Raw genomic sequence first — 24,172 nt, forward strand, 5'->3', positions numbered from 1 at the left:
CGGCCTCGGAGACAGCCCGCGGGCGGCTGCCGGTGTTCTCAGTCGCTCAGCGACAGGCGGGGTTTGGGGGTGTCCGCGCGGCCCGTACGGGGGCGGCGGCTGCCGGCGCGGTACGGGGTGGGCCAGTGGATGCCGGGGCCCTCGTAGGACTGTTCGGCGGCGGCGTGCAGGGTCCAGTGGGGGTCGTAGAGGTGGGGACGGGCCAGGGCGCACAGGTCGGTGCGGCCCGCCAGGATCAGGGAGTTGACGTCGTCCCAGGAGGAGATCGCGCCCACCGCGATCACCGGGACCCGGATCTCGTGGCGGATACGGTCGGCGAACGGCGTCTGGTACGAGCGGCCGAAGTCCGGCTGCTCCTCGGAGACGACCTGGCCGGTGGAGACGTCGATCGCGTCGGCGCCGTGGGCGGCGAAGGCGCGGGCGATCTCGACCGCGTCCTCGGCACTCGTACCGCCCTCGGCCCAGTCGGTCGCGGAGATGCGGACCGTCATGGGGCGTTCGCCGGGCCACACCGAGCGGACGGCGTCGAAGACCTCCAGCGGGAAGCGCAGTCGCCGCTCCAGTGAGCCGCCGTACGCGTCGGTGCGGCGGTTGGTCAGGGGCGAGAGGAAGCCGGAGAGCAGGTAGCCGTGGGCGCAGTGGAGTTCGAGGAGGTCGAAGCCGGCGCGGGCGGCGCGCCAGGCGGCCGAGGTGAACTGCTCGCGGATGTCGGTGAGCTGGGCGCGGGAGAGTTCACGCGGGGTCTGGCTGCCCGGGCGGTACGGCAGCGGGGAGGGGGCCACGACCGGCCAGTTCCCGCTGGGCAGCGGCTCGTCGATGCCCTCCCACATCAGCTTGGTCGAGCCCTTGCGGCCCGAGTGGCCGAGCTGGACGCCGATCGCCGTGCCCGGCGCCTGCCGGTGCACGAAGTCGGTGACGCGCCGCCACGCCTCCGCCTGGCGGCCGTTGTAGAGGCCCGCGCAGCCGGGGGTGATGCGGCCCTGCTCGCTCACGCACACCATCTCGGTCATCACCAGCGCCGCGCCGCCGAGCGCGCGGGCGCCGAGGTGCACGAGGTGGAAGTCGCCGGGGACGCCCTCGGCGGCCGAGTACATGTCCATCGGGGAGACGACGACGCGGTTGCGCAGGGTCAGGCCGCGCAGCCGGAACGGGGTGAACATCGGGGGCGTGCCGGGCGGGCAGCCGAACTCGCGTTCCACGGACCCGGTGAAGCGGGCGTCGCGCAGCCGGAGGTTGTCATGGGTGACACGGCGGCTGCGGGTGAGCAGGTTGAACGCGAACTGGCGGGACGGCTGGTCCCGGTACCGGTCCAGGTCCTCGAACCATTCCAGGCTCGCCCGCGCGGCCCGCTGGGTGGAGGCGACGACGGGCCTGCGCTCCGCCTCGTACGCCGTCAACGCGGCCGGTACGTCCGGCTGTTCGCGCAGGCACGCGGCCAGGGCCAGCGCGTCCTCGACGGCCAGCTTGGTGCCGGAGCCGATGGAGAAGTGGGCGGTGTGGGCAGCGTCGCCGAGCAGGACGAGGTGGCCGTGCGACCAGCGCTCGTTGACCACCGTACGGAACGTCGTCCAGGCGGAGTTGTTGGAGCGCAGCGGGCGGCCTCGTAGCGCCTCCGCGAAGATCTTGGCGCAGCGGTCGGTCGATTCGCGCGGGTCCAGCTCGTCGAATCCGGCCGCCCGCCAGACCTCCTCGCGCATCTCGACGATGACGGTGGAGGCGTCGGGCGCATACGGGTAGCCGTGCAGCTGCATCACGCCGTGCTCGGTCTCGGCGATCTCGAAGCGGAAGGCGTCGAAGGCGAAGTCGGCGGCGAGCCAGATGTAGCGGCAGCGGTGGCCGGTGATCCTGGGGCGGAAGACGTCGGCGTGGGCCTCACGGGTGGCGCTGTGGACCCCGTCGGCGGCGACGACCAGGTCGTACTCGGCGAGGAGCCGGTCGACGGGCGGGGCCTCGGTGCGGAACTCGATACGGACGCCCAGGTCCGCGCAGCGGGTGTGCAGGATCTCCAGGAGGCGGTGCCGGCCGAGGGCCGCGAAGCCGTGGCCGCCTGAGGTGTACCGGGTGCCGCGGTGCACGATGTCGATGTCGTCCCAGCGGACGAAGTGCCGTCGCAGGGCCTCGTAGACGACCGGGTCGGCGTGTTCGATGCCGCCCAGGGTCTCGTCGGAGAGGACCACGCCGAAGCCGAAGGTCTCGTCGGGGGCGTTGCGCTCCCAGACGGTCACCTCACGGGTGGGGTCGAGGCGTTTGAGGAGGGCGGCGGCGTAGAGACCGCCGGGGCCGCCGCCGATGATCGCGATGCGCGGGGGCTGGTTGCTCGCGGTGGGCATGAGAGGTCACCTTCCCTGCCACTTGGGAGGCCGCTTCGCCATGAACGACGCGTGGAACTCCCGGTAGTCCTCGCCGTTCATCAGCAGCGCCTGGGTCGCCGCGTCCAGTTCGACCGAGGCGGCCAGCGGCATGTCCAGCTCGGCCGTCAGCAGGGCCTTCGTCTGGGCGTGGGCCAGGGCCGGGCCCTCGGCCAGGCGGCGGGCCAGCGCGCTCGCGGCCTCGTCGGCGTGGCCCTCCTCGGTCAGTTCGCTGATCAGGCCGATCCGCTCGGCCTCGGGCGCGCGGACCGGCTCGCCCAGCATCAGCAGCCGGGTGGCGTGGCCGAGGCCGACGACCCGGGGCAGCAGATAGGCCGCGCCCATGTCGCCGCCGGACAGGCCGACCCGGGTGAAGAGGAAGGCGAAGCGGGCACTCGGGTCGGCGACCCGGAAGTCCGACGCGAGGGCGAGGACGGCGCCGGCGCCCGCCGCGACCCCGTGGACGGCGGCGATCACCGGGAACGGGCATTCGCGGATCGCGCGCACCACCTGCCCGGTCATCCGGTTGAAGTCGAGCAGCTGGGCGGTGTCCAGGGCGAGGGTGGCGCCGATGATCTCGTCCACGTCGCCGCCGGAGCAGAACCCGCGCCCCTCCCCGGCCAGCACCAGGGCGCGCACCGCGCGCTCCCGGGACAGCTCGGCCAGCAGATCGCGCAGGTCGGCGTAGGCGCCGAAGGTGAGGGCGTTGAGCTTGTCGGGGCGGGCGAGGGTGACCGTGGCGACCCCGTCGGCGATCTGGAGGCGCAGATGCTCCCAGTCGGCGGTGCGGCGGGCGGAGCCGGTGAAGGGACTCATGACGTGCGGCCTCCTTGGGCGGCGGTGCCGTACGTTGCGCGGTCCTCCGAAGTTATCACCCGTTTGTGACTGTCGTCACGGGCACGCGACAAGCCGAGGTGTCGATGGTCTCTTTTCGGCCGGACCGTGCCGACTGTCACCGGTCGGCTCCAGCCCCGTAACAGAGGGCCCCGGCGCGCGGGGCGGGGCGCCGGGACGGGTAGGGCGTCCGGTACCGGGGCGAGGGTCCCGGGCGAAGCCCGCCGGCCATTTCGGACGACCGGGCCCGTACCATTCCTACAGTCGAAAGCAGGACAGCCTGCTCCATGAACGGACTCGCCTTGCACGAACGCCCCACCGAATCGGCCTCCTGGCGCATGGCGCTGCCGCACACCGCCGCGGCGGTGCCGGTGGCCCGCGCCATGGTGCGTACGGCCTTTTCCGAGGTGGAGCACGCGGCCGACCGCGACACGGCGGAGCTGCTCACGGCGGAGCTGGTGGCCAACGCGGTGGAGCACACCGCGGGCCGCGGCCCGATAGAGCTGGTGGTGGAGCTGCTGCCGACCGGCTGCCAGGTCGAGGTGCACGACCCCGACCCCGCGCCGCCCGGCCAGCTGACCCGGCCGGTGCTGGAGGAGCCCGACCTGTGGCAGGAGGGCGGGCGCGGGCTGCTGCTGATCCGCGCCCTGAGCGCCTCCTGCGGACACCGCCCCACCCCGAGGGGCAAGGCGGTGTGGTTCACGCTTCCCGCGGTTCCCGCTCCGCGCCGGCCGCTGTGACGCCGACCCGGTCCGCCTCGGCGGCTCCGGCTTCGACCGCGTCCCCGGCCTTGGCCCCGGCCGCCAGCTCGCGGCCCAGCGTGGAGTGCCGGCGCCCGTAGGCGACGTAGACGAGGAAGCCCACCGCGAGGAACAGCGCGAACTGCACCCAGGTGAACCAGCCGGTCTCGTAGATCAGGTACAGACAGAAGGCGATGCCGAGCAGCGGGCCCACCGGGTAGAGCGGCACCCGGAAGCTGCGGTCCAGGTCCGGCTCGCGGCGGCGCAGGGTCATCACCGCGACGTTCACCACGGCCATGATCGCCAGCGTGCCGATGGTGCACAGGTTCATCACCGCGTCGAGCGAGGCGAAGGCCGCCGGGAGCGCGAAGACGGCGGCGACGATCAGGGTGCCGGCGACCGGCGTGGAGGTCTTCGGGGAGACCTTCTCGAAGACGCGCGGGATCAGGCCGTCCCGGGACATCGACATCAGGATGCGCGTCTGGCCGTACATCACCGCGAGGACCACGGAGGCGATGGCGACGACCGCGCCGAAGGCGATCACGCCGCCGCCGATGGTGGAGCCGGTGACCTCGTTGACGACGTAGGACAGGGCGGCCGGGCGGCCCGCGACCTGCTTGCCGCCGATGGCGCCGATGGCCGCGAGCGCGACGGCGCAGTACAGCAGCGTCACGATGCCCATGCAGACCATGATCGCCACGGGGATGTCGCGGCGCGGGTTCTTGGCCTCCTCGCCGGCGGTGGTGATCGCGTCGAAGCCGATGTACGAGAAGAACGCGGCGGTGGTGCCCGCGCCGATGCCGCCGAGGCCGGCCGGGGAGAACGGGGTCAGGTTGCCGTGCTTGAAGGCGCTGTAGCCGATGGCGCAGAAGGCGATCAGGATCACCAGCTTGACGGCGGCCATGGCGGCGGTCGCGCCGGCGCTCTCGCGCACGCCGCGCACCAGCAGCACGGAGGCCATGGCGATCACCAGCACCGCCGGGAGGTTGACGATGCCGCCGTCGCTCGGGCCCGCCGACAGGGCGGCGGGCAGCTGCCAGCCGATGAGGCTGTGCAGCAGCTCGTTGACGTACTGGCTCCAGCCGACCGCGACGGCCGAGATGGAGATGCCGTACTCCAGCAGCAGGCACCAGCCGACCAGGAAGGCGGTGGACTCGCCGAGGCCGGCGTAGGCGAAGGAGTACGAGGAGCCGGAGACCGGGATCGCGCCGCCCAGCTCCGCGAAGGAGAAGGCGGTGAACACGCAGGTGAGCGCGGCGAGGACGAAGGAGACGACGACGGCGGGGCCGGCCTGGGCGACGGAGTCGGAGAGGCCGACGAAGATGCCGGTGCCGACGATGGCGCCGACGCCGAAGCAGATGAGCTGGAAGAGCCCCATCGTGCGCTTCAGGCCGTGTCCCTCGCGGTCGGCGCCGGATTCGGCGACGAGCAGGTGGGGGGACTTGATGCGGGGAGCGGGCATTGCGGGTGGTGCTCGTTTCTGGCGGTGGCGGGCGGCCGGGTGACGGCCGCCGGTGCGAGCGGCGGGTGCGACGGGTGGCGTCGCGGGTGCGAGCGACGGGATGACGGTCGCGCCGACGGCCCCGGAATGGGTGGTTCCGAGGCCGCCGATCAGGATAATCCCTGGTCGGGGACGGGAACAGACTCAGCGGCCGAGTGTGGCGACCAGCACGGCCTTGATGGTGTGCAGCCGGTTCTCGGCCTCGTCGAAGACGACGGAGTACGTCGATTCGAACACCTCGTCGGTGACCTCCAGGGAGGTCAGGCCGTACGCCTCGTGGATCTCCTGGCCGACCTTGGTGCCGAGGTCGTGGAAGGCGGGCAGGCAGTGCAGGAATCTGACGTCCGGGTTGCCGGTGGCGCGCAGCACGTCCATGGTCACGGCGTACGGCGCGAGCGCCTTGATCCGCTCGGCCCAGACCTCCTTGGGCTCGCCCATGGAGACCCACACGTCGGTGGCGACGAAGTCGGCGCCGCGGACGCCCTCCGCGATGTCCTCGGTCAGGGTGATCACCGCGCCGCTGGTCCTCGCCAGCTCGCGGGCGCGGGCCACGATCGCGGGGGCGGGCCAGTACTCCTCGGGCGCGACGATCCGTACGTCCATGCCGAGCAGGGCGCCGGTGACCAGGTAGGAGTTGCCCATGTTGAAGCGGGCGTCGCCGAGGTAGGCGAAGGCCGTCTCCGTCAGCGGCTTGGCGCAGTGCTCGGTCATGGTGAGCACGTCGGCCAGCATCTGGGTGGGGTGCCAGTCGTCGGTGAGCCCGTTGTAGACGGGCACCCCGGCCCGGGCGGCCAGCTCCTCGACCTTGGCCTGGCTGTCGCCGCGGTACTCGATGCCGTCGAACATCCGGCCGAGCACCCGGGCGGTGTCCCCCACGGACTCCTTGTGCCCGATCTGCGAGCCGGACGGGTCGAGGTAGGTGGTGTGGGCACCCTGGTCGGCGGCCGCGACCTCGAACGCGCAGCGGGTGCGCGTCGAGGTCTTCTCGAAGATCAGTGCGATATTACGACCCCGGAGGTGCTGGATCTCGGTCCCGGCGCGCTTGGCGGCCTTCAGCTCCGCGGCCAGCTCGACCAGGCCGCGAAACTCCTCCCCGGTGAGGTCCAGCTCCTTGAGGAAGTGGCGGCCGGCGAGGGCGGTCGGGACTGTCGCCATGGGGGCGCTCCAGGGGTACGGGGGTACGACTACAGAGACTCTGGAATTCTATACGACCCTCAGTAAACTTATGCATCCCCCTGACGTGCGGGTTCTCACACAGGATCTCTCTCCACCGGACAGCTCATGCACCGGGGTCCGCCCCTGCCCCGCCCGAGCTCGCTGCCCGGGATCTCGATGACCTCGATGCCCTGCTTGCGCAGATGGGTGTTGGTGGTGGAGTTCCGTTCATAGGCGACGACGACGCCGGGTTCGACGGCGAGCACGTTGCAGCCGTCGTCCCACTGCTCGCGCTCGGCCGCGTGCACGTCCTGGGTGGCGGTCAGCACCCGGATCTCGCCGAGCCCGAGGGCGGCGGCGATCGCGCGGTGCATGTGCTCCGGCGGGTGGTCGGTGACCTTCAGCTCCTTCTCGCTCACGCCCGGTTCGATGGTGTACGAGCGCAGCATGCCGAGCCCGGCGTACTGGGTGAAGGTGTCGCCGTCGACCATCGTCATCACCGTGTCGAGGTGCATGAAGGCGCGCCGCTTGGGCATGTCGAGCGCGACGATCGTCCGGGCGGAGCCGGCCGCGAACAGCTTGTGCGCGAGCATCTCCACGGCCTGCGGGGTGGTGCGCTCGCTCATCCCGACGAGGACCGCGCCGTTGCCGATCACCAGGACGTCCCCGCCCTCGATGGTGGAGGGGTAGTCGGCCTGGCCCTGGGACCAGATGTGGAAGCGCTCGTCACGGAAGAGCGGATGGTGCCGGTAGATCGCCTCGAAGTGGACGGTCTCGCGCTGCCGGGCGGGCAGCCGCATGGCGTTGATGGAGACCCCGTCGTAGATCCAGGCGGAGGTGTCGCGGGTGAAGAGGTGGTTGGGCAGCGGGGCGAGGAGGAATTCGTCCAGGTCCATCACATGGAAGCGGACGGAGGTCGGCTCCGCGTGGGCCGCCAGGAACTCCCGTTTGGTCATGCCGCCGACGAGGGCCTCGGCCAGTTCGCGGGCGGGCAGGTTCTCGAAGGCGGCGCGCAGATGGGAGGTGGCGAGGGGGCCGTACTCCCGCTCGTCGAAGACGCGGTCGAGGACCAGGGTGCGGGCCTCGGGCAGCTCCAGGGTCTCGACCAGCAGCTCGCCGAAGAGGTGGACGGCGACGCCCCGGTCGCGCAGGACGTCGGCGAACCCGTCGTGTTCGGCGCGGGCCCGGCGCACCCAGAGGACGTCGTCGAAGAGGAGGGCGTCCTTGTTGCTGGGGGTGAGCCTTTTGAGCTCGAGATCAGGCCGGTGCAGGATGACGCGGCGCAGCCGCCCGGCCTCGGAGTCGACTTGGAATCCCATGTGACCATCCTGACCACCGGGGACCGGATTCACCCGCCTGTCGGCCATTTCGGAGCGCTCTTGTTGCGACTTCAGTTCGATCACCCGACCGGGGGGTGCTTTTCGTCCACTTGACGACAACGGGGAGTTCCGCTTATCGTCTTGACGACGAAAAGAAGCGAGGGGGAGCCCCATGGCCGACATCACCCGGCGCCTCGGCTGGCGCCATCTGCGGGGCACACCGACCGCGCACATCCGCCACCACCGCTCCGGGACACTGCTGCACGACGGCCCCGGACTCAGCTTCTGGTTCCGCTCGCTGACGGCGGCGCTCTCCGAAGTGCCGGTGGACGACCGTGAATTGGCGATGACCTTCCACGCCCGTACGGCCGACTTCCAGGACGTGACGGTGCAGGCGACGGTCACCTACCGCATCGGCGACCCGGCACTCGCCGCCGCCCGGCTCGACTTCTCGGTCGACCCGGACACCGGCGCCTGGCGGGGCACACCGCTGGAGCAACTGGCCACCCTGCTCACGGAGACGGCGCAGGAGCACGCCCTGGACGTACTGGCCCGTACGCCGCTGTCGGCCGCGCTGACCGACGGGGTGAGCGCGGTGCGCGAACGGCTCGCGGCCGGGCTCGCGGCGCAGCCCCGGCTGCCGGAGACCGGGGTGGAGGTGGTCGCGGTGCGCGTGGTGGCCGTACGCCCGGAGCCCGAGGTGGAACGGGCGCTGCGCACCCCCGCGCGGGAGCAGATCCAGCAGGAGGCGGACCGGGCGACGTACGAGCGGCGCGCGGTGGCCGTCGAGCGGGAGCGCACGATCGCCGAGAACGAGCTGGCCAGCCGCATCGAACTCGCCCGGCGCGAGGAGCAGTTGGTGGAGCAGCGTGGCACCAACGCACGGCGCGAGGCGGAGGAGCAGGCGGCCGCGGACGCGGTACGGGCGGACGCCGAGGCGGCACGCACGGTACGGCTGGCCGAGGCGGAGGCGACGCGTACGGTACGGCTCGCCGAGGCCGAGGCGGACAAGGCGGTACGGCTGGCGCGCGCGACGGCGGAGCGGGAGCGCGAGGTGGGAGAGGCGCAAGCGCAGGCGCGGGCGGCGTGGCTGCGGGTGCACGGCGAGGCGGACGTGGCGACGCTGCACGCGCTGGCGGCGATGCGGGTGGCGGAGAACCTGCCGGACATCGAGAGCGTGACGATCTCGCCGGATGTGCTGACGGGGCTGCTGGCGAAGCTCGGCGGGGCGGGCTCCGGACCGGGAACGGCCTCCGGCTCCGGCTCGGCCTCGGGCTCCGGCTCCGGTGGGGCCGGGGCGTGAGTCTCGCGCCGCGGGCCGTGCTGGTCCATCGCACCACGGAGTACGCGGAGTTGGTCGCCCGGTACGGCACCCACGGCCAGGCCGCGTTCGTGCTCGCCTCCCGGGGCCGGGACATCGAGGAGATCGCGGCCCGGCACCAGGGGACGCGGCGGGCGCTGGCGGAGGTGGCGGCGGCCGTGCCGCTCACCTGGCGGCAGGCCCGGGTGGAACGCGCGGACCTGGAACGGTTCCTGTTCGCGCCCGAGGACGTCGTCGTGGTCGTCGGCCAGGACGGGCTGGTCGCCAATGTGGCCAAGTACCTGACCGGGCAGCCGGTGATCGGCATCGACACCGACCCGGGACGCAACCCGGGGGTGCTGGTGCGGCACCGGCCGCGGGACGCGGCGAAGCTGCTCGCGGCGCCGGGCGGCGGGTGCGAGGAGCTGACGATGGTGGCGGCGGAGGCCGACGACACGCAGCGGCTGGTCGCGCTCAACGAGGTCTACCTCGGCGCCCCGGGCCACCAGACCGCCCGGTACCGCCTGGGTCTCGACGGCGACAGGGGTGCCGTCGAGGCCCAGGCATCCTCCGGGGTCCTGGTGGGCACGGGCACGGGCGCCACCGGCTGGCTGCGCTCCCTGTGGCAGGAGCGGGGCGCACAGCTCCCCCTGCCCGCCCCCACCGAGCCCCGCCTCCTGTGGTACGTCCGCGAGGCATGGCCCTCCCCGGCCACCGGCACGACCCTGGTCTCCGGACAACTGGACGCGTCCGCCGCGCTGACCCTCACCGTGGAGTCCGACCACCTGATCGCCTTCGGCGACGGCATCGAGACCGACGCACTCCAGCTGACGTGGGGCCAGCGGGTGCGGGTCGGGGTGTGGGGTGAGCGGCTGCGCCTGGTGGGGTGAGGCCACCAGGCGCGGGCCGCGTCACAGCCGGGGGTCCACCGGTTCGGATTCCAGGGACAGGATGCCGAAGACCGCCTCGTGGACCCGCCACAGCGGCTCGCCGGCGGAGAGGCGGTCCAGTGCTTCCAGGCCGAGGGCGTACTCGCGCAGGGCGAGGGAGCGCTTGTGGTTGAGGAAGCGGCGGCGCAGCCGGGCGAGGTTGTCGGGGCGGGTGTACTCCGGGCCGTAGATGATCCGGAGGTACTCGCGGCCCCGGCACTTGATGCCGGGCTGGACCAGGCGGCCGTCCGGGCGGTGGGCCAGGGCGGTGAGGGGCTTGACGACCATGCCCTCGCCGCCGCGGCCGGTCATCTCCAGCCACCAGTCGATGCCCGCCCGTACCGATTCCGGGTCGCCCGTGTCGACGTAGAGGCGTCGGGTGGTGGCCAGGAGACCGGTTCCGTCGTGCTCCACCAGGCGGTCCAGCAGGGCCAGTTGCTCGTCGTGCGGGAGCGCGGCGAGGCTGCGGCCCTCGGCGGCGAGGATCTGGAAGGGGGCCAGGCGGACGCCGGCGAGGCCGTCGGTGGTCCAGCAGTAGCGCCGGTACGCGGCGGTGAACGCGGCCGCGTCCGCCGCGCGTTCCCGCTGCCGGTCGAGCAGCTCGCCCACCTCCGCGCCCCGGGACGCCGCCGCCTCCAGCGCGGCCAGCGCACCCGGGAACACCGCCCCGGACGCCGCGCCGACGGCCGCGTACTGACTGCGCAGCAGCCCCGCCGCCTTCAGCGACCACGGCATCAGCTCGGCGTCCAGCAGCAGCCAGTCCGTGTCCAGTTCGGACCAGAGACCGGCGTCGGAGACCGCCGTGCGCAGCCGGGCCAGGATCTCCTCCGTGGTCTTCTCGTCGTCGAGGAAGGGGCGCCCGGTACGCGTGTACAGCGCGCCCGTCGGCCCGTCCACACCGAACCGCTTCGTCGCCGCCGAAGCGTCCCGGCACACCAGGACCACGGCCCGCGAGCCCATGTGCTTCTCCTCGCACACCACCCGCGCGACCCCGTCCGCCGCGTACTGCGCGAACGCCTCCCGCGGGTGCTCCAGATAGCCGTCCACCCCGGAGGTGGCCGTCGGCGCCATGGTCGGCGGGAGATACGGCAGCAGGCGCGGGTCGATCGCGAAGCGGCTCATGACCTCCAGGGCAGCCGCCGCGTTCTCCTCGCGGACCGCGACCATGCCGGCGTGCCGGGTCTCGACCGCCCGGCGGCCCCGCACATCGGCGAGGTCCAGCGGCCGCCCGTCCGCCCCGCCGGGCGCCTCGGTGCGCAGCGGGCGCGTCGGCTCGTACCAGACCCGCTCGGCCGGTACGCCGACCAGTTCCCGCTCCGGCCAGCGCAGCGCGGTCAGCCTGCCGCCGAAGACGGCGCCGGTGTCCAGGCAGATGGTGTTGTTGAGCCAGGTCGCCTCCGGCACCGGGGTGTGGCCGTAGACGACCGCCGCCCGGCCCCGGTAGTCCTCCGCCCACGGGTAGCGCACGGGCAGGCCGAACTCGTCGGTCTCGCCCGTGGTGTCGCCGTACAGGGCGTGTGAGCGGACCCGGCCGGAGGTGCGGCCGTGGTACTTCTCGGGCAGTCCGGCGTGGCAGACGACGAGCCCGCCGCCGTCCAGGACGTAGTGGCTGACCAGCCCGTCGAGGAACGTCCGTACCCGCGCCCGGAACTCCTCGCTCTCGCCCTCCATCTGGGCGATGGTCTCGGCGAGGCCGTGGGTGTGCTGGACCTTGCGGCCCTTGAGGTAACGGCCGTACTTGTTCTCGTGGTTGCCCGGCACGCACAGCGCCCGGCCGGACTCGACCATCGACATCACCCGGCGCAGCACCCCCGGGGAGTCCGGGCCGCGGTCGACCAGGTCGCCGACGAAGACGGCGGTACGGCCCTCGGGGTGGACGCCGTCCACGTAGCCCAGCTTGCCCAGCAGCGAATCCAGTTCGGCGGAGCAGCCGTGGATGTCGCCGATGATGTCGAAGGGGCCGGTGAGGTGCGTGAGGTCGTTGAAGCGCTTCTCGGTGACGACGGTGGCGCTCTCGGCCTCCTCGGCGCCGCGCAGCACATGCACCTTGCGGAAGCCCTCGCGCTCCAGGTGGCGCAGCGAGCGGCGCAGTTCGCGGATGTGCCGCTGGATGACCCGGCGCGGCATGTCGGCGCGGTCGGTGCGGGCCGCGTTGCGCTCGGCGCACACCTCCTCCGGCACGTCCAGGACGATGGCGATGGGCAGCACGTCGTGCTTCCTGGCCAGTTCGATCAGCTGGCGGCGGCTGTCCTGCTGCACGCTGGTGGCGTCCACGACGGTGCGGCGCCCGGCGGCGAGCCGCTTGCCGGCGATGTAGTGCAGGACGTCGAAGGCGTCGCGGGTGGCGCCCTGGTCGTTCTCGTCGTCGGAGACCAGGCCGCGGCAGAAGTCGGAGGAGATCACCTCGGTGGGCTTGAAGTTCCGGCGGGCGAAGGTGGACTTGCCGGAGCCGGAGGCGCCGATCAGGACCACGAGGGAGAGGTCGGTGACGGGCAGGGCCCGCCCCTTGCGTGTCTCGGTCATGCCGCCTTCGCCTCCTTCTCGGCGCGGAGAGTGAACAGGGCCAGCTGGGTGGGCGGTCCCACCTCGGGGTCGTCGGGTCCGACGGGCGCGAACTCGACCTCGTACGCGTGCCGTTCGGCGACCTCGGCGGCCCAGGCGCGGAACTCGGCGCGGGTCCACTCGAAGCGGTGGTCGCCGTGCCGGACGTGTCCCGCGGGCAGGGTCTCCCAGCGGACGTTGTACTCGACGTTCGGGGTGGTCACGACGACCGTGCGGGGACGGGCGTGCCCGAACACGGCGTACTCCAGGGCGGGCAGCCGGGGCAGGTCGAGGTGTTCGATGACCTCGCTGAGCACGGCGGCGTCGTAGCCCTTGAGCCGCTGGTCGGTGTAGGCGAGCGAGCCCTGCGTCAACTGGACGCGGGACGCCTGCCGTTCGCCCATCCGGTCGAGCCCCAGCCGACGGGCGGCGATGGTGAGGGCCCGGACGGAGACATCCACCCCGACGATCTCGGTGAACCGGACGTCCTTGAGCAGTTCCTGCACCAACTGCCCCTGGCCGCAGCCGAGATCGAGCACCCGGGCGGCGCCGCGGGCGCGCAGCGCGGTGAGGATCGCCTCCCGGCGCAGCACCGCGAGCGGGGTCGGCTTCTCCTCCGCCTCGGTCTCCTCGCCGACCGCGTTGTCGATCGACTCGACCTCGCTGTCGTCGGCCTCGGCGAGCCGCACCAGTTCCAGTGCCTCGCGCGCCTGCCGGGTCAGCGACCAGCGGCGGGAGAGATAGCGGCTGGTGATCAGCTGCTGCTCCGGGTGGCCGGGCAGCCAGCCCTCGCCGGCCCGCAGCAGCTTGTCGACCTCGTCGGCGGAGACCCAGTAGTGCTTGGCGTCGTCGAGGACCGGCAGCAGGACGTACAGGTGGCGCAGCGCCTCGGCGAGGGTCAGCGTCTCGGACTCCAGCACGAGCCGGACGTACCGCGAGTCGCCCCACTGCGGGAACTCCGTGTCCAGCGGCACCGGTTCGGCGTCCACGGTCCAGCCCAGCGGCTCGAACAGCCGCCGTACGAGCGCGGCGCCGCCGCGGGCGGGCAGGGCCGGGACCTCGATGCGCAGCGGCAGCGGCGCGGCGGCCCGCTCGGGGCGGGCGGCGCAGATCCCGCGCATGGCGCTGGAGAAGACGCCGCTCAGCGCGACGGCGAGGAGGGAGGAGGCGGCGTACGGGCGGTCGTTGACGTACTGCGCGAGGGCCGCGTCGGGGGCGCCGCCGCGGCCCTTGCCCTTGCCGCGCCGCACCAGCGCCGCGGGGTCGGTCTCCAGCAGCAGGGCGGCCGTGCAGCGCGCGTCGTCCGCCTCCGGGTAGAAGACGTGCGCGGTGCCGTAGGACGTGGAGAAGCGCTGTGCCTTGCCCGGGTGCTTGTGCAGCAGGTACCCGAGGTCGGTGGCCGGGTGGGCGGCGTCGCCGCGGAGAGAGATCGTCAGGAACACGTGTCCGAGTCTGGCCGCCCGGGCACCCCGCTGACCACCGGTTTTCACGCCTCCGGACGGCTTTGTACAGGGTTGCGCGCGCAACGGCATGCATCATGGACGCATGGATCTTCGAGTCTTCACCGAACCTCAGCAGGGCGCGACCTACGACACGCTTCTGCGTGTCGCCAAGACCGCCGAAGAGCTGGGCTACGACGCGTTCTTCCGCTCCGACCACTATCTCCACATGGGTGGCGCGGACGGCCTGCCCGGCCCCACCGACGCCTGGATCACCCTCGCCGGCATCGCCCGGGAGACCAGCCGTATCCGGCTCGGCACCCTGATGACGGCCGGTACCTTCCGCCTCCCCGGCGTGCTGGCCATCCAGGTGGCGCAGGTCGACCAGATGTCCGGCGGCCGGGTGGAGCTGGGCCTCGGCTCCGGGTGGTACGAGGAGGAGCACAAGGCGTACGGCATCCCGTTCCCGAAGGAGAAGTTCGGGCGGCTGGAGGAGCAGCTGGCGATCGTCACGGGGCTGTGGGAGACGCCGATCGGCGAGCGCTTCGACTACGACGGCACCTTCTACCAGTTGCAGGACTCCCCCGCGCTGCCGAAGCCGGCGCAGAGCCGGGTGCCGGTGCTCATCGGCGGTCACGGCGCCAAGCGCACGCCGGCGCTGGCGGCGGAGTACGCCACCGAGTTCAACATCCCCTTCGCCTCCGTCGAGGACAGCGAGCGGCAGTTCGACCGGGTGCGGGCGGCGGCCGAGGAGCGCGGGCGCAAGGGCGACGACCTGGTGTACTCCGCCGCGCTGGTCGCCTGTGTCGGCAAGGACGACGCCGAGGTCGCGCGGCGGGCGGCGGCCATCGGCCGCGAGGTGGACGAGCTGAAGGCGAACGGTCTCGCGGGTTCTCCGGCGGAGGTGGTGGACAAGCTGGGGCGCTATGCCGCGGTGGGTTCGGGGCGGGTCTACCTGCAGATGCTGGACCTGGACGACCTGGCCCACCTGGAGCTGATCGCGTCCGAGGTCATGCCGCACGTGGCCTGACGGGGCGACCGGCACCGTCGCCCGCGGGCGGTGCCGCGCGCCGCTCCGGGAACCTTGGCGCGAACCGTCGTACCCGACTCCCGCGCGGCGGCTACGCGCAGGGGGCGCCCCCGAAGGGGCTGCGCTGGTTGTCGTCCGCCGATAACACCTCCTCCCGCGCGGCCAGCTTGCGCAGCATCTCGCGGACCCGGTCGCGGGATTCGTCGGCCGCGTCGATGGCCTCCATGCACTGCCAGTACGTCGTCTCGTCCGCCGCGCCGCTGGCCATGCCGACCAGGGCCATGCCGACCTCGGCGAGCAGTCCGCCGAGGCAGAGCAGGGTCTCGCGGGCGTCGTCCAGCCGGGTGAGCTGGGCGGCGCGCAGATCGCCGAGGTCCAGCTCGGGCGGGTCGAGGACACCGCAGCCCCGGCCCGCCAGCTCGGTCAGCCCGAGCGCCTCGCCGCGCAGCTCCGGCGGTCCGGAGACCGCGAGTCTGCTGCCGATCGCCTGCGCGAGGGCCCCTGCCTGCCACACCTCCGCCATCAACTCGCGCGTGTCCGCGCCGTTCGCCAGGGCTCGTCTGCCGGTGAGGATGAGTCGTACCGCGTCCATCCGTCGCCCCCGTCCCTCCACGCACTCGCTCGTACGTTCACTGACTCTCCTGTCCACTACCCAGAGTGAGGGCCGTTGGTGCGAAAAGCTAGAGGAAGCCCGAAATCTGGGGACAACAATTCGGATTCGGTAGATGAATTGACAGCGGAGAGTGATAACGGAACCGGGGAATCCGCCTGTTGTCAGTCTTCGGGCGCCGGAAAGCGGTGTTCGTTGCGGTCGATCTTCTCGGAGAGCGCGGTCAGCGGATCGATGTCCAGGGCCGCGCAGAACTGGAGGAGATAGGCGAGGACATCGGCGACCTCGTCGCGGACGCGGTGCGCGGTGGCGGGGTCGGACATCACCCGGGCCGACTCCTCGGGGGTCAGCCACTGGAAGATCTCGACCAGTTCGGAGCTCTCCACGCTCAGCGCGGAGGCGAGGTTCTTGGGGGTGTGGTACCGCCCCCAGTCGCGGGCGGCGGCGAACTCGGCGAGCCTGCGCTGGAGTCGGGGGAGGTCAGGGTGTTCCGTCACGGTTCAGGTGTACCACTGTGACGCCCTCGGCCCCCGCGCACCAGGAGGCGTCGTTCACCGCCGCGACGAGCCGGATGTGCCCGGACTCGCCCATGGCGGCCGCGAGGCGCAGCAGGGACCGGCGCTGGCCCGGGTCGAGGGAGCGGTCGAAGCCGTCGGCGAGGACGGTGAGGGAGCGCAGGGCGTCGGGGACCTCGCCCGGCGGGTCCATGTCCAGCACACCGGGACCGGTCAGCAGCACCAGGGTGTGGGCGAGGTAGCGGAGTTCGCCGTCGCCGAGGCGGGCCAGCTCCGTGCGGTGGCCGTCGCCGCGGTCGAGCAGGGCGCGCACCATGCCGTCGAAGAGGGGTTCGGCGATCAGGTCGTACACCGGTCCCGCGCAGCCCGCGCGCAGCGCCTCGACCAGCCGGCCGTGCCTGCGGGCGCACTCGGCGCGGGTGCGCCAGACCACGTCCGCGAGGTTGTCGCAGCCGGGCATCAGCCGGCCGGAGCCGGTGGGCACGGGGGTGCGCATGCAGTCGGGGCGGGGATCGCAGACGAAGACCGAGCGCAGGGCGACGACCATCTGCTCGGCGGCGGCCAGCACCCGGCGCTGGCCGTCGGTCTTGCCGGCCACCCGCAGCGGGAGCAGCGCGGTGCCGAGGCGGTCGTCGGGCAGGGGCGCGCGGGTCACCGGCGCGGTGCCCGCGGTGTGCCAGGCGGCCTGCACGGCGCGCCGCCCCGGGTCCCGTAACGCGGTCTGGAGCAGGACGGTGCCGCCCGCGCTCAGCCGCTCGCCCACGATCCGCGGCTGCGGTTCGGCCTGTACGGCGAGGTCGAGCCGTACCGGGCCCTCGGCGCCGTCGGCCGTGCAGCCGATCCTGAAGCCGCGCCGGCCCTCGCCGTCGGGCCGGGCCCGGTCGGGCACGCAGGCGACGGGATCGGGGAACGCCTCCCCGAGCGGCGCGCCGCCGGCGAGCCGGGCCAGCGCCTCGTAGGCCGCCAGCGCCGTCGTCTTCCCCGATCCGCTGGGGCCGGCGAACAGCGTGACCGCCCCCAGCGGGAATCCCGCGCCCCGGTGCCCGGCGAACGCCGACAACCGCAGCTCGGTGACCCGGGGCCGCACATCGAGGGGCTCGCGGGACTCCGGCGGGAGGGTCCCGCCGAGCCCGTCGACCACCGGCGGCTCAGCGGACGCGAAAGGCATGGCCATGCCCGGAACGTAGGGCTCCGCCGGGCGGGCGAACCGTTTACCCGGCGGATGTTCCCACGATCGGGGGCGTTCACGGCAACAACGGGGACCGGGCCTCACTCCGGGGAGCTACGGGGGCCGGGGAGAGCCATGGGACGCCGGGGGCGCCATGGACGCCGTGGGTGCCATGGACGCCGCGGGTGCCGCCGGTGCCGCGGGGAGAGCCCGCGCTCACCCCGCCCCCTCCAGCAGCCCGCTGACCTCCGTACCCGGCGGGGTCAGCAGGAAGACGTTGCGGTCCACCCGGTGCATCCCGCTGCCCAGGCCGAAGACGACGCCCGTGCTGAAGTCGAGGACGCGCTTGGCGACATCCCCCTCGGCGCCGGAGAGGTCGAGGAGGACGGGCGCGCCCGCCATCACCGTCTCGGCGACCTCCCGGGCATCGGCGAAGACGTTGACGCGGAGGACCACGAAACGGCGCCGGGTCTCGGTCTCGTCGTCCGGTAGGGAACGGTGGTTGACCGCCGAGGGCCACGCGTCGCGGCCCCGTAGTGGCACGACCTGGGCGAGCCCTTCCCACTGTTCATCGGTGACGTCATAACGGCTCACCGGCTCCCCCGACCTTGCTCGCTTTCCATGCCTGCACCAGCCAATTCTTACGCCAAGTCACCCGTTCGGCCCAACAACGACACACAACGACACGGAGTCGATCGGTCCGGTGGCGCCCGCCCCGCCCCAACCCCGCCCCTTCTCTGGGCAGATGTGCGAATATGCCCGCTTCTTACCGCCCTCATACCGGACTCTTCACCGCTGGTCGCGCGCCGGTCACGCACCGCCGCTAGCGTCCGGTCCCGTGCACTTGGCAGAAACACAGCAGGTGACGCCCGGCCGGCGGACGCAGTCGGCGGTGTCCGCCGTACCCGGACCGCGCGCGCAGGCGCCCGGCGGGCCCGCGCAGTGGCACCGCGTCCTCACGCTCCTGGCCGACGTGAGCCTCTTCATCGGTACCCGTTCCGTCTGGACACAGGCGGCCACGCACCGTCTCGTCCTCGCCGCGGTCATCTCGCTGTGCTACGCGGCGATCCTGGTGACCGGCGTGCTCGCGCTGACGGTCCGCCGGGCCCGCTCACTGGCCCGCCTGGACCTGGTGGTGCTGGTGACCGCGGTCGTCCTCGCCCTGTGCGCGTGGGCGCTGAACCACGGCGGCGGCGACGAGGCGCTCCTGACCACACAGGCCGCGCGGGAACTCGTCCACGGTCACCACCTGTACGAGCATCCATGGCCCTGGCTGTTCCGCATCAAGGGCGTCGCCCTGACCGCGACGACGACCGGCGGATACGACTACACGTACGGCTATCCCCCGCTCGCGCCGCTGCTCACCGTCCCGTTCCTGTGGCTGGGCCACGGCGGCGCCCCGGCGACGGCGGTGGGCACCCTCGCCCTGATCACGGGCGCGATCGCGCTGTGGCGGCTGCTCCCGGCGCAGTGGCGGTCGGCGGCCACCATGGTCTTCCTCGGCTTCGGCATGCTGTCCAGCTACGGCCGCCAGGGCTACCCGGCGATCCTCGCCCTCGCGCTGCTGGTCCCGGTGGTGGTCCGCTGGCCCCGGCTCGGCGCGCGCGGCCGGCTCGGCGCGGTCGGCGTCGCCCGGGCCGCCTGTCTCGGCGCGGCCTGCGCCGCCCAGCAACTCCCCTGGTTCGTCGCGCCGTTCCTGCTCGCCGGGATCTACGCGGTGCGCCGGGGCGAGCTGGGCGGCCGGGCCGCCGCGCGCGTGGTGCTGCGGATCACCGGGATCGCCGTCCTGGCCTTCCTGCTGCTCGACGCGTATCTGATCGTGACCGAGCCCGGCCCGTGGCTGCGCGGCATCGTGCTGCCGCTGACCCAGGGCGCGGTGCTGCACGGCCAGGGCATCGTGGGCATCTCGCTGTACTTCACCCACGGCAGCGACCGCCTCGACTGGTACGGGCACGCGAGCATGCTGCTGGCCGCCGCCCTGCTGGCCCTGTTCGTGCTGTTCGTACGGCGCCTCGGACCGGCCGCGACCGTGCTGCCGTGGTGCGCGTTCTTCCTGGCGACACGCTCGCAGGACGGCTACTACCTGATGATGACCCCGCTGTGGCTGGCGGCGGCGGTCACCGCGCCCCTGCCGGAGTTCGCGCAGGCGTGGCAGCCCCGGCCGCGCTTCCTGGCCGGTCCCCGGCGCAGGGCCGTCCGGCTCGCGGCCGTCCCGGTGCTGCTGGCGCCCGCCCTGGTCAGCGCGGTCCTCGCGGCCACCGGGAGCCCGCCGCTGCGGATGGACATCACGGCGGTACGGCCCCTCGCGCCCGGCACGGTCTCCGGGGTGACCCTGCGGGTCGCCAACACCGGCGACGACCCGCTCACCCCGCACTACATGCTCACCACCGGCCAGGGCATGACCCGCTACTGGCCGCTCGCGCACGGCCCGGCCACCATCCCCGCGCACGGCACGGCGACCGTCGAACTCCGTGCCCCCTCGGGCGGTTTCACGCTCCCGAGGAAGCCAAGCGCCCGGCTGCGGCTGCGCGCCTTCACCGGCGGCCCCCAGACGCTCTCCACCCGGGATGTACCCCGGTCCACGCTGCGCGTCAAGGGCTGAACGCCCCCACCCGTCCGCCGCGGCCCGGTCCTCGTCGAGGCCGGGCCGCGCCGTCGTACCGGGGTGATCCACTACGGGAGCGGCGCCGGTCACAGCCGCAAGGGGAGAAAACTCACAAGCGATTGCTCTGCACTCTTTTGAGCGCCCTGGCCTAGCATCCGAGCCATGACGGTCCTGCCTGACGACGGGCTCCCACTGGCCGCCGAGTTCCCTGACGCGACACACGAGCAGTGGCAACGCCTGGTCGAGGGTGTGCTGCGCAAGTCGGGCAAGGAAGTCTCGGGCGCGGCAGCTGAGGACGCTCTGTCCACGACGCTGGAGGACGGGCTGCGCACCCGTCCCCTGTACACGGCGCGCGACACCGCGCCCGACCCCGGTCTGCCGGGCTTCGCCCCGTTCGTACGGGGCGCGCGCCCCGAGGGCGGGGTCGCGGGCGGCTGGGGCGTACGCCAGCGGCACACGACGCTCGCCGACGGCGCGGTCCTCGCCGATCTGGAGAACGGCGGCACCTCGCTGTGGCTGGCGCTGGGCGAGGGCGGCATCCCGCTCGCCGACCTGGGCCGGGCCCTGGAGGGCGTCTACCTGGACCTCGCGCCCGTCGTGCTGGACGCCGGACGGGACACCGCCGAGGCGGCCGAGGCGCTGCTGGCCCTGTACGCGGACAAGGGCGTCGAGCCCGAGGACGTACGCGGCAACCTCGGCGGCGACCCGCTCGGGTACGAGGCCCGCACCGGGACCGCGCAGGACGTCGCGCCGTACGTCGCTCTGGCCGCGCGCTGCGCCGAGGGCTACCCGGGGCTGCGCGCGCTGACCGTGGACGCGCTGCCGTACCACGAGGCCGGCGGCTCGGCCGCGCAGGAGCTGGGCGCCTCGCTCGCCACCGGGGTGGCCTATCTGCGCGCGCTCACCGAGGCGGGCCTGAGCGTCGAACAGGCCGCCGGGCAGCTGGAGTTCCGGTACGCGGCCACCGCCGACCAGTTCCTGACCATCGCCAAGCTGCGCGCCGCGCGCCGGCTGTGGGCGCGGGTCGCGGAGGTCAGCGGGGCGCCCGGCGCCCAGACGCAGCACGTGGTGACGTCGCCGGTGATGATGTCCCGCCGCGACCCGTGGGTGAACATGCTGCGCACCACGATCGCGACGCTCGCCGCCGGGGTGGGCGGCGCCGACTCCGTGACGGTGCTGCCGTTCGACCACGCGCTCGGGCTGCCGGACGCGTTCGCCCGGCGCATCGCCCGCAACACCTCCACGATCCTGATCGAGGAGTCGTACCTCGCGCGCGTCATCGACCCGGCGGGCGGCTCCTGGTACGTGGAGCGGCTGACCGACGAACTCGCCGAGGCCGGCTGGGAGTTCTTCCGGACCATCGAGCGCGACGGCGGCCAGGCGGCCGTGCTGCGCTCCGGACGGCTGCGCACCGACCTCGCGACGACCTGGGCGCAGCGCTCCAAGAAGCTCGCCAAGCGGCGCGAACCCATCACCGGTGTCAGCGAGTTCCCGCTGCTGGCCGAGAAGCCGGTGAAGCGCGAGCCCGCGCCGAAGGCGCCGTCCGGGGGGCTGCCCCGGGTGCGCCGGGACGAGGCGTTCGAGGAGCTGCGGGCCCGCTCCGACGCCCATCTCGCGGCGACCGGCGCCCGGCCGCGGATCTTCCTCGCCACGCTCGGCTCGCCCGCCGAGTACACCGCGCGGGCCTCCTTCGCCGCCAATCTCTTCCAGGCCGGCGGCATCGAGCCGGTCACCGGGGGAACCTTCGAGGACAGCGGCGCCACCGAGGCCGTGCTGTGCTCCGGCGACGCGACGTACGCCGCACAGGCCGAGGAGAGCGCCGCGGCGCTGCGCGCCGCGGGCGCCCGGCAGGTGTTTTTGGCGGGCCGGGGCGAGTACGCCGGCGTCGACCGTCACGTCTTCGCGGGCTGCGACGCCGTCGATGTGCTGACCGCGACTCTCGACCGTATGGGAGTGTCCTGATGGGAATCCCCGACTTCTCCGGCATCGAGCTGGGGACCCCGCCGGCCGGCGGCAGCGCCGAGGAGTGGCAGGCGGCCGTCAAGCAGGCCACCGGCGGCGCCGAGCCGCTGTGGGAGACCCCGGAGGGCATCGGGGTCAAGCCGCTGTACACCGGGCGTGACCTGGAGGGCCTGGACTTCCTGGACACCTACCCGGGCATGGCGCCGTACCTGCGCGGCCCGTACCCGACGATGTACGTCAACCAGCCCTGGACGATCCGCCAGTACGCGGGCTTCTCCACCGCCGAGGAGTCCAACGCCTTCTACCGGCGCAACCTCGCGGCCGGCCAGAAGGGCCTGTCGGTCGCCTTCGACCTGCCCACGCACCGCGGTTACGACAGCGACCACCCGCGGGTGACCGGCGACGTCGGCATGGCGGGCGTGGCGATCGACTCGATCTACGACATGCGGCAGCTGTTCGACGGCATCCCGCTCGACCGGATGACCGTGTCGATGACGATGAACGGCGCCGTGCTGCCGGTGCTCGCGCTGTACATCGTGGCGGCGGAGGAACAGGGCGTACCGCCCGAGAAGTTGGCCGGGACCATCCAGAACGACATCCTCAAGGAGTTCATGGTCCGCAACACCTACATCTATCCGCCGAAGCCGTCGATGCGGATCATCTCCGACATCTTCGCGTACACCTCGCAGCGGATGCCGCGCTACAACTCCATCTCCATCTCCGGATATCACATCCAGGAGGCGGGTGCGACGGCCGATCTGGAGCTGGCGTACACGCTCGCCGACGGTGTGGAGTACATCCGCGCGGGGCGCGAAGCCGGCCTGGACGTGGACGCGTTCGCGCCGCGCCTGTCGTTCTTCTGGGCGATCGGCATGAACTTCTTCATGGAGGTCGCCAAGCTCCGGGCGGCCCGGCTGCTGTGGTCCAAGCTGGTCGCGCAGTTCGAGCCGAAGAACACCAAGTCCCTGTCGCTGCGCACCCATTCGCAGACCTCGGGCTGGTCGCTGACCGCGCAGGACGTGTTCAACAACGTCACGCGCACCTGTGTGGAGGCGATGGCCGCGACCCAGGGCCACACCCAGTCGCTGCACACCAACGCGCTGGACGAGGCGCTGGCGCTGCCCACCGACTTCTCGGCGCGCATCGCCCGCAACACCCAGCTGCTCATCCAGCAGGAGTCGGGCACCACCCGGACCATCGACCCCTGGGGCGGCAGCGCCTATGTGGAGCGGCTGACGTACGACCTCGCCCGCCGGGCCTGGGCGCACATCCAGGAGGTGGAGCAGGCGGGCGGCATGGCGCAGGCCATCGACGCCGGCATCCCCAAGCTGCGCGTGGAGGAGGCGGCGGCCCGGGTCCAGGCCCGCATCGACTCCGGGCGCCAGCCGGTGATCGGCGTCAACAAGTACCGCGTCGACAGCGACGAGCAGATCGACGTGCTCAAGGTCGACAACTCCTCGGTGCGCACCCAGCAGATCGAGAAGCTGCGCCGGCTGCGCGCGGAGCGGGACGAGCAGGCGTGCCGGGACGCGCTGGACGCGCTCACCCGGGCCGCCGAGGGCACCGAGAACCTGCTGGAGCTGGCGGTGCGGGCGGCCCGCGCCAAGGCGACCGTCGGCGAGATCTCCGACGCCCTGGAGAAGGTGTACGGCCGGCACGCGAGCCAGATCCGTACGATCTCCGGTGTGTACCGCAACGAAGCCGGGGAGTCCCCGTCCGTGGACCGTACCCGCGCCCTGGTGGACGCCTTCGAGGAGGCGGAGGGGCGCCGGCCGCGCATCCTGGTCGCCAAGATGGGCCAGGACGGCCATGACCGGGGCCAGAAGGTGATCGCGACCGCGTTCGCCGACCTCGGCTTCGACGTCGACGTCGGCCCGCTGTTCCAGACGCCGGACGAGGTCGCCCGGCAGGCGGTCGAGGCGGACGTCCACGTGGTCGGCGTGTCCTCGCTGGCCGCGGGACATCTGACCCTCGTACCGGCGCTGCGCGAGAAGCTGGCGGAGGAGGGCCGAGAGGACATCATGGTCGTGGTCGGCGGGGTGATCCCGCCGCAGGACGTGCCGACGCTGCTGGAGATGGGCGCCACGGCCGTGTTCCCGCCCGGGACGGTGATCCCGGACGCGGCGTACGACCTGGTCCAGCGCCTGGCGGCCGACCTCGGCCACGAGCTGTAGGG

At 72.8% G+C, this 24,172-nt stretch carries 18 protein-coding genes; 7 read left to right on the top strand and 11 right to left on the bottom strand.

The genetic code is table 11. The features are described from left to right. Nucleotides 1–38: 38 nt before the first annotated feature. Together GHR20_RS09095 and GHR20_RS09100 are read right to left on the bottom strand one after the other, a co-directional pair. Nucleotides 39–2,330 carry a bifunctional salicylyl-CoA 5-hydroxylase/oxidoreductase gene (locus GHR20_RS09095; protein WP_153812889.1) on the bottom strand — a complete coding sequence of 764 codons (2,292 nt, stop codon included), beginning with the start codon at nt 2,328–2,330 and terminating at the stop codon, nt 39–41. A 6-nt stretch (nt 2,331–2,336) separates the two neighbouring features. Next, nucleotides 2,337–3,164 (bottom strand): enoyl-CoA hydratase family protein, encoded by an 828-nt coding sequence (locus tag GHR20_RS09100; protein WP_111580923.1) that lies wholly within the window; start codon nt 3,162–3,164, stop codon nt 2,337–2,339. Between the two features lie 305 nt (nt 3,165–3,469). Between GHR20_RS09100 and GHR20_RS09105 the strand changes: the two genes are divergently transcribed. Beyond that, entirely contained in the window at nt 3,470–3,922 is a 453-nt protein-coding gene (locus GHR20_RS09105; RefSeq protein WP_148026161.1) for an ATP-binding protein, read from the top strand. On the opposite strand, the gene GHR20_RS09110 is transcribed toward GHR20_RS09105, so the two are convergent. The 3 genes from GHR20_RS09110 to GHR20_RS09120 form a co-directional block, all read right to left on the bottom strand. Further along, complete coding sequence (locus GHR20_RS09110; protein WP_153812890.1) at nt 3,882–5,384, bottom strand: amino acid permease; 1,503 nt, start codon at nt 5,382–5,384, stop codon at nt 3,882–3,884. The genes GHR20_RS09105 and GHR20_RS09110 overlap by 41 nt on opposite strands. Before the next feature lie 183 nt (nt 5,385–5,567). Then, nucleotides 5,568–6,578, bottom strand: coding sequence for an ornithine carbamoyltransferase (gene argF / locus GHR20_RS09115; protein WP_153812891.1), 1,011 nt, complete (start codon nt 6,576–6,578; stop codon nt 5,568–5,570). Nucleotides 6,579–6,673: 95 nt separating this feature from the next. Then, entirely contained in the window at nt 6,674–7,897 is a 1,224-nt protein-coding gene (locus tag GHR20_RS09120; protein ID WP_153812892.1) for an arginine deiminase, read from the bottom strand. 172 nt (nt 7,898–8,069) lie between these two features. Here GHR20_RS09120 and GHR20_RS09125 point away from each other — a divergent pair, with 172 nt between their 5' ends. Together GHR20_RS09125 and GHR20_RS09130 are read left to right on the top strand one after the other, a co-directional pair. Then, entirely contained in the window at nt 8,070–9,200 is a 1,131-nt protein-coding gene (locus GHR20_RS09125; protein ID WP_148026163.1) for an SPFH domain-containing protein, read from the top strand. Continuing rightward, nucleotides 9,197–10,087, top strand: a complete 891-nt coding sequence (locus tag GHR20_RS09130; protein WP_111580917.1) for a hypothetical protein — start codon at nt 9,197–9,199, stop codon at nt 10,085–10,087. The genes GHR20_RS09125 and GHR20_RS09130 overlap by 4 nt, the downstream gene beginning before the upstream one ends. Before the next feature lie 21 nt (nt 10,088–10,108). On the opposite strand, the gene GHR20_RS09135 is transcribed toward GHR20_RS09130, so the two are convergent. Next, a complete protein-coding gene (locus tag GHR20_RS09135; RefSeq protein ID WP_153812893.1) occupies nt 10,109–12,649 on the bottom strand; it encodes a polynucleotide kinase-phosphatase in 2,541 nt (846 codons plus the stop codon). Beyond that, nucleotides 12,646–14,109, bottom strand: coding sequence for a 3' terminal RNA ribose 2'-O-methyltransferase Hen1 (locus GHR20_RS09140; protein WP_161383198.1), 1,464 nt, complete (start codon nt 14,107–14,109; stop codon nt 12,646–12,648). The genes GHR20_RS09135 and GHR20_RS09140 overlap by 4 nt, the downstream gene beginning before the upstream one ends. Before the next feature lie 103 nt (nt 14,110–14,212). Between GHR20_RS09140 and GHR20_RS09145 the strand changes: the two genes are divergently transcribed. Beyond that, complete coding sequence (locus GHR20_RS09145; protein WP_148026165.1) at nt 14,213–15,136, top strand: LLM class F420-dependent oxidoreductase; 924 nt, start codon at nt 14,213–14,215, stop codon at nt 15,134–15,136. A 91-nt stretch (nt 15,137–15,227) separates the two neighbouring features. On the opposite strand, the gene GHR20_RS09150 is transcribed toward GHR20_RS09145, so the two are convergent. The 4 genes from GHR20_RS09150 to GHR20_RS09165 form a co-directional block, all read right to left on the bottom strand. Then, nucleotides 15,228–15,728 (bottom strand): DUF6099 family protein, encoded by a 501-nt coding sequence (locus tag GHR20_RS09150; RefSeq protein ID WP_181515931.1) that lies wholly within the window; start codon nt 15,726–15,728, stop codon nt 15,228–15,230. Nucleotides 15,729–15,910: 182 nt separating this feature from the next. Continuing rightward, nucleotides 15,911–16,243: a nucleotide pyrophosphohydrolase gene (locus GHR20_RS09155; RefSeq protein ID WP_153812894.1), complete on the bottom strand. Its 333-nt coding sequence runs from the start codon at nt 16,241–16,243 to the stop codon at nt 15,911–15,913. Continuing rightward, complete coding sequence (locus GHR20_RS09160) at nt 16,227–17,435, bottom strand: ATP-binding protein (RefSeq protein WP_153812895.1); 1,209 nt, start codon at nt 17,433–17,435, stop codon at nt 16,227–16,229. The genes GHR20_RS09155 and GHR20_RS09160 overlap by 17 nt, the downstream gene beginning before the upstream one ends. Before the next feature lie 210 nt (nt 17,436–17,645). Continuing rightward, nucleotides 17,646–18,023 (bottom strand): cell division protein SepF, encoded by a 378-nt coding sequence (locus GHR20_RS09165; protein WP_153812896.1) that lies wholly within the window; start codon nt 18,021–18,023, stop codon nt 17,646–17,648. Nucleotides 18,024–18,321: 298 nt separating this feature from the next. Between GHR20_RS09165 and GHR20_RS09170 the strand changes: the two genes are divergently transcribed. The 3 genes from GHR20_RS09170 (at nt 18,322) to scpA (ending at nt 24,170) form a co-directional block, all read left to right on the top strand. Next, nucleotides 18,322–20,031: a hypothetical protein gene (locus GHR20_RS09170; protein ID WP_153815906.1), complete on the top strand. Its 1,710-nt coding sequence runs from the start codon at nt 18,322–18,324 to the stop codon at nt 20,029–20,031. Nucleotides 20,032–20,196: 165 nt separating this feature from the next. Next, nucleotides 20,197–21,996: a methylmalonyl-CoA mutase family protein gene (locus tag GHR20_RS09175; protein WP_153812897.1), complete on the top strand. Its 1,800-nt coding sequence runs from the start codon at nt 20,197–20,199 to the stop codon at nt 21,994–21,996. Next, nucleotides 21,996–24,170, top strand: coding sequence for a methylmalonyl-CoA mutase (gene scpA, locus GHR20_RS09180; RefSeq protein ID WP_111580908.1), 2,175 nt, complete (start codon nt 21,996–21,998; stop codon nt 24,168–24,170). The genes GHR20_RS09175 and scpA overlap by 1 nt, the downstream gene beginning before the upstream one ends. Nucleotides 24,171–24,172: the final 2 nt, after the last annotated feature.

Source organism: Streptomyces sp. SUK 48, from assembly GCF_009650765.1.
In the GTDB taxonomy this organism is placed as follows: Bacteria; Actinomycetota; Actinomycetes; order Streptomycetales; family Streptomycetaceae; genus Streptomyces.

Coding starts and splice junctions, on each gene's coding strand:
- GHR20_RS09120 (WP_153812892.1), bottom strand. CDS start 7,897: ATGGGATTCCAAGTCGACTCCGAGGCCGGGCGGCTGCGCCGCGTCATC.
- GHR20_RS09150 (WP_181515931.1), bottom strand. CDS start 15,728: ATGGACGCGGTACGACTCATCCTCACCGGCAGACGAGCCCTGGCGAAC.
- GHR20_RS09105 (WP_148026161.1), top strand. CDS start 3,470: ATGAACGGACTCGCCTTGCACGAACGCCCCACCGAATCGGCCTCCTGG.
- GHR20_RS09110 (WP_153812890.1), bottom strand. CDS start 5,384: ATGCCCGCTCCCCGCATCAAGTCCCCCCACCTGCTCGTCGCCGAATCC.
- GHR20_RS09145 (WP_148026165.1), top strand. CDS start 14,213: ATGGATCTTCGAGTCTTCACCGAACCTCAGCAGGGCGCGACCTACGAC.
- GHR20_RS09100 (WP_111580923.1), bottom strand. CDS start 3,164: ATGAGTCCCTTCACCGGCTCCGCCCGCCGCACCGCCGACTGGGAGCAT.
- argF (WP_153812891.1), bottom strand. CDS start 6,578: ATGGCGACAGTCCCGACCGCCCTCGCCGGCCGCCACTTCCTCAAGGAG.
- GHR20_RS09175 (WP_153812897.1), top strand. CDS start 20,197: ATGACGGTCCTGCCTGACGACGGGCTCCCACTGGCCGCCGAGTTCCCT.
- GHR20_RS09135 (WP_153812893.1), bottom strand. CDS start 12,649: ATGACCGAGACACGCAAGGGGCGGGCCCTGCCCGTCACCGACCTCTCC.
- scpA (WP_111580908.1), top strand. CDS start 21,996: ATGGGAATCCCCGACTTCTCCGGCATCGAGCTGGGGACCCCGCCGGCC.
- GHR20_RS09160 (WP_153812895.1), bottom strand. CDS start 17,435: ATGGCCATGCCTTTCGCGTCCGCTGAGCCGCCGGTGGTCGACGGGCTC.
- GHR20_RS09125 (WP_148026163.1), top strand. CDS start 8,070: ATGGCCGACATCACCCGGCGCCTCGGCTGGCGCCATCTGCGGGGCACA.
- GHR20_RS09095 (WP_153812889.1), bottom strand. CDS start 2,330: ATGCCCACCGCGAGCAACCAGCCCCCGCGCATCGCGATCATCGGCGGC.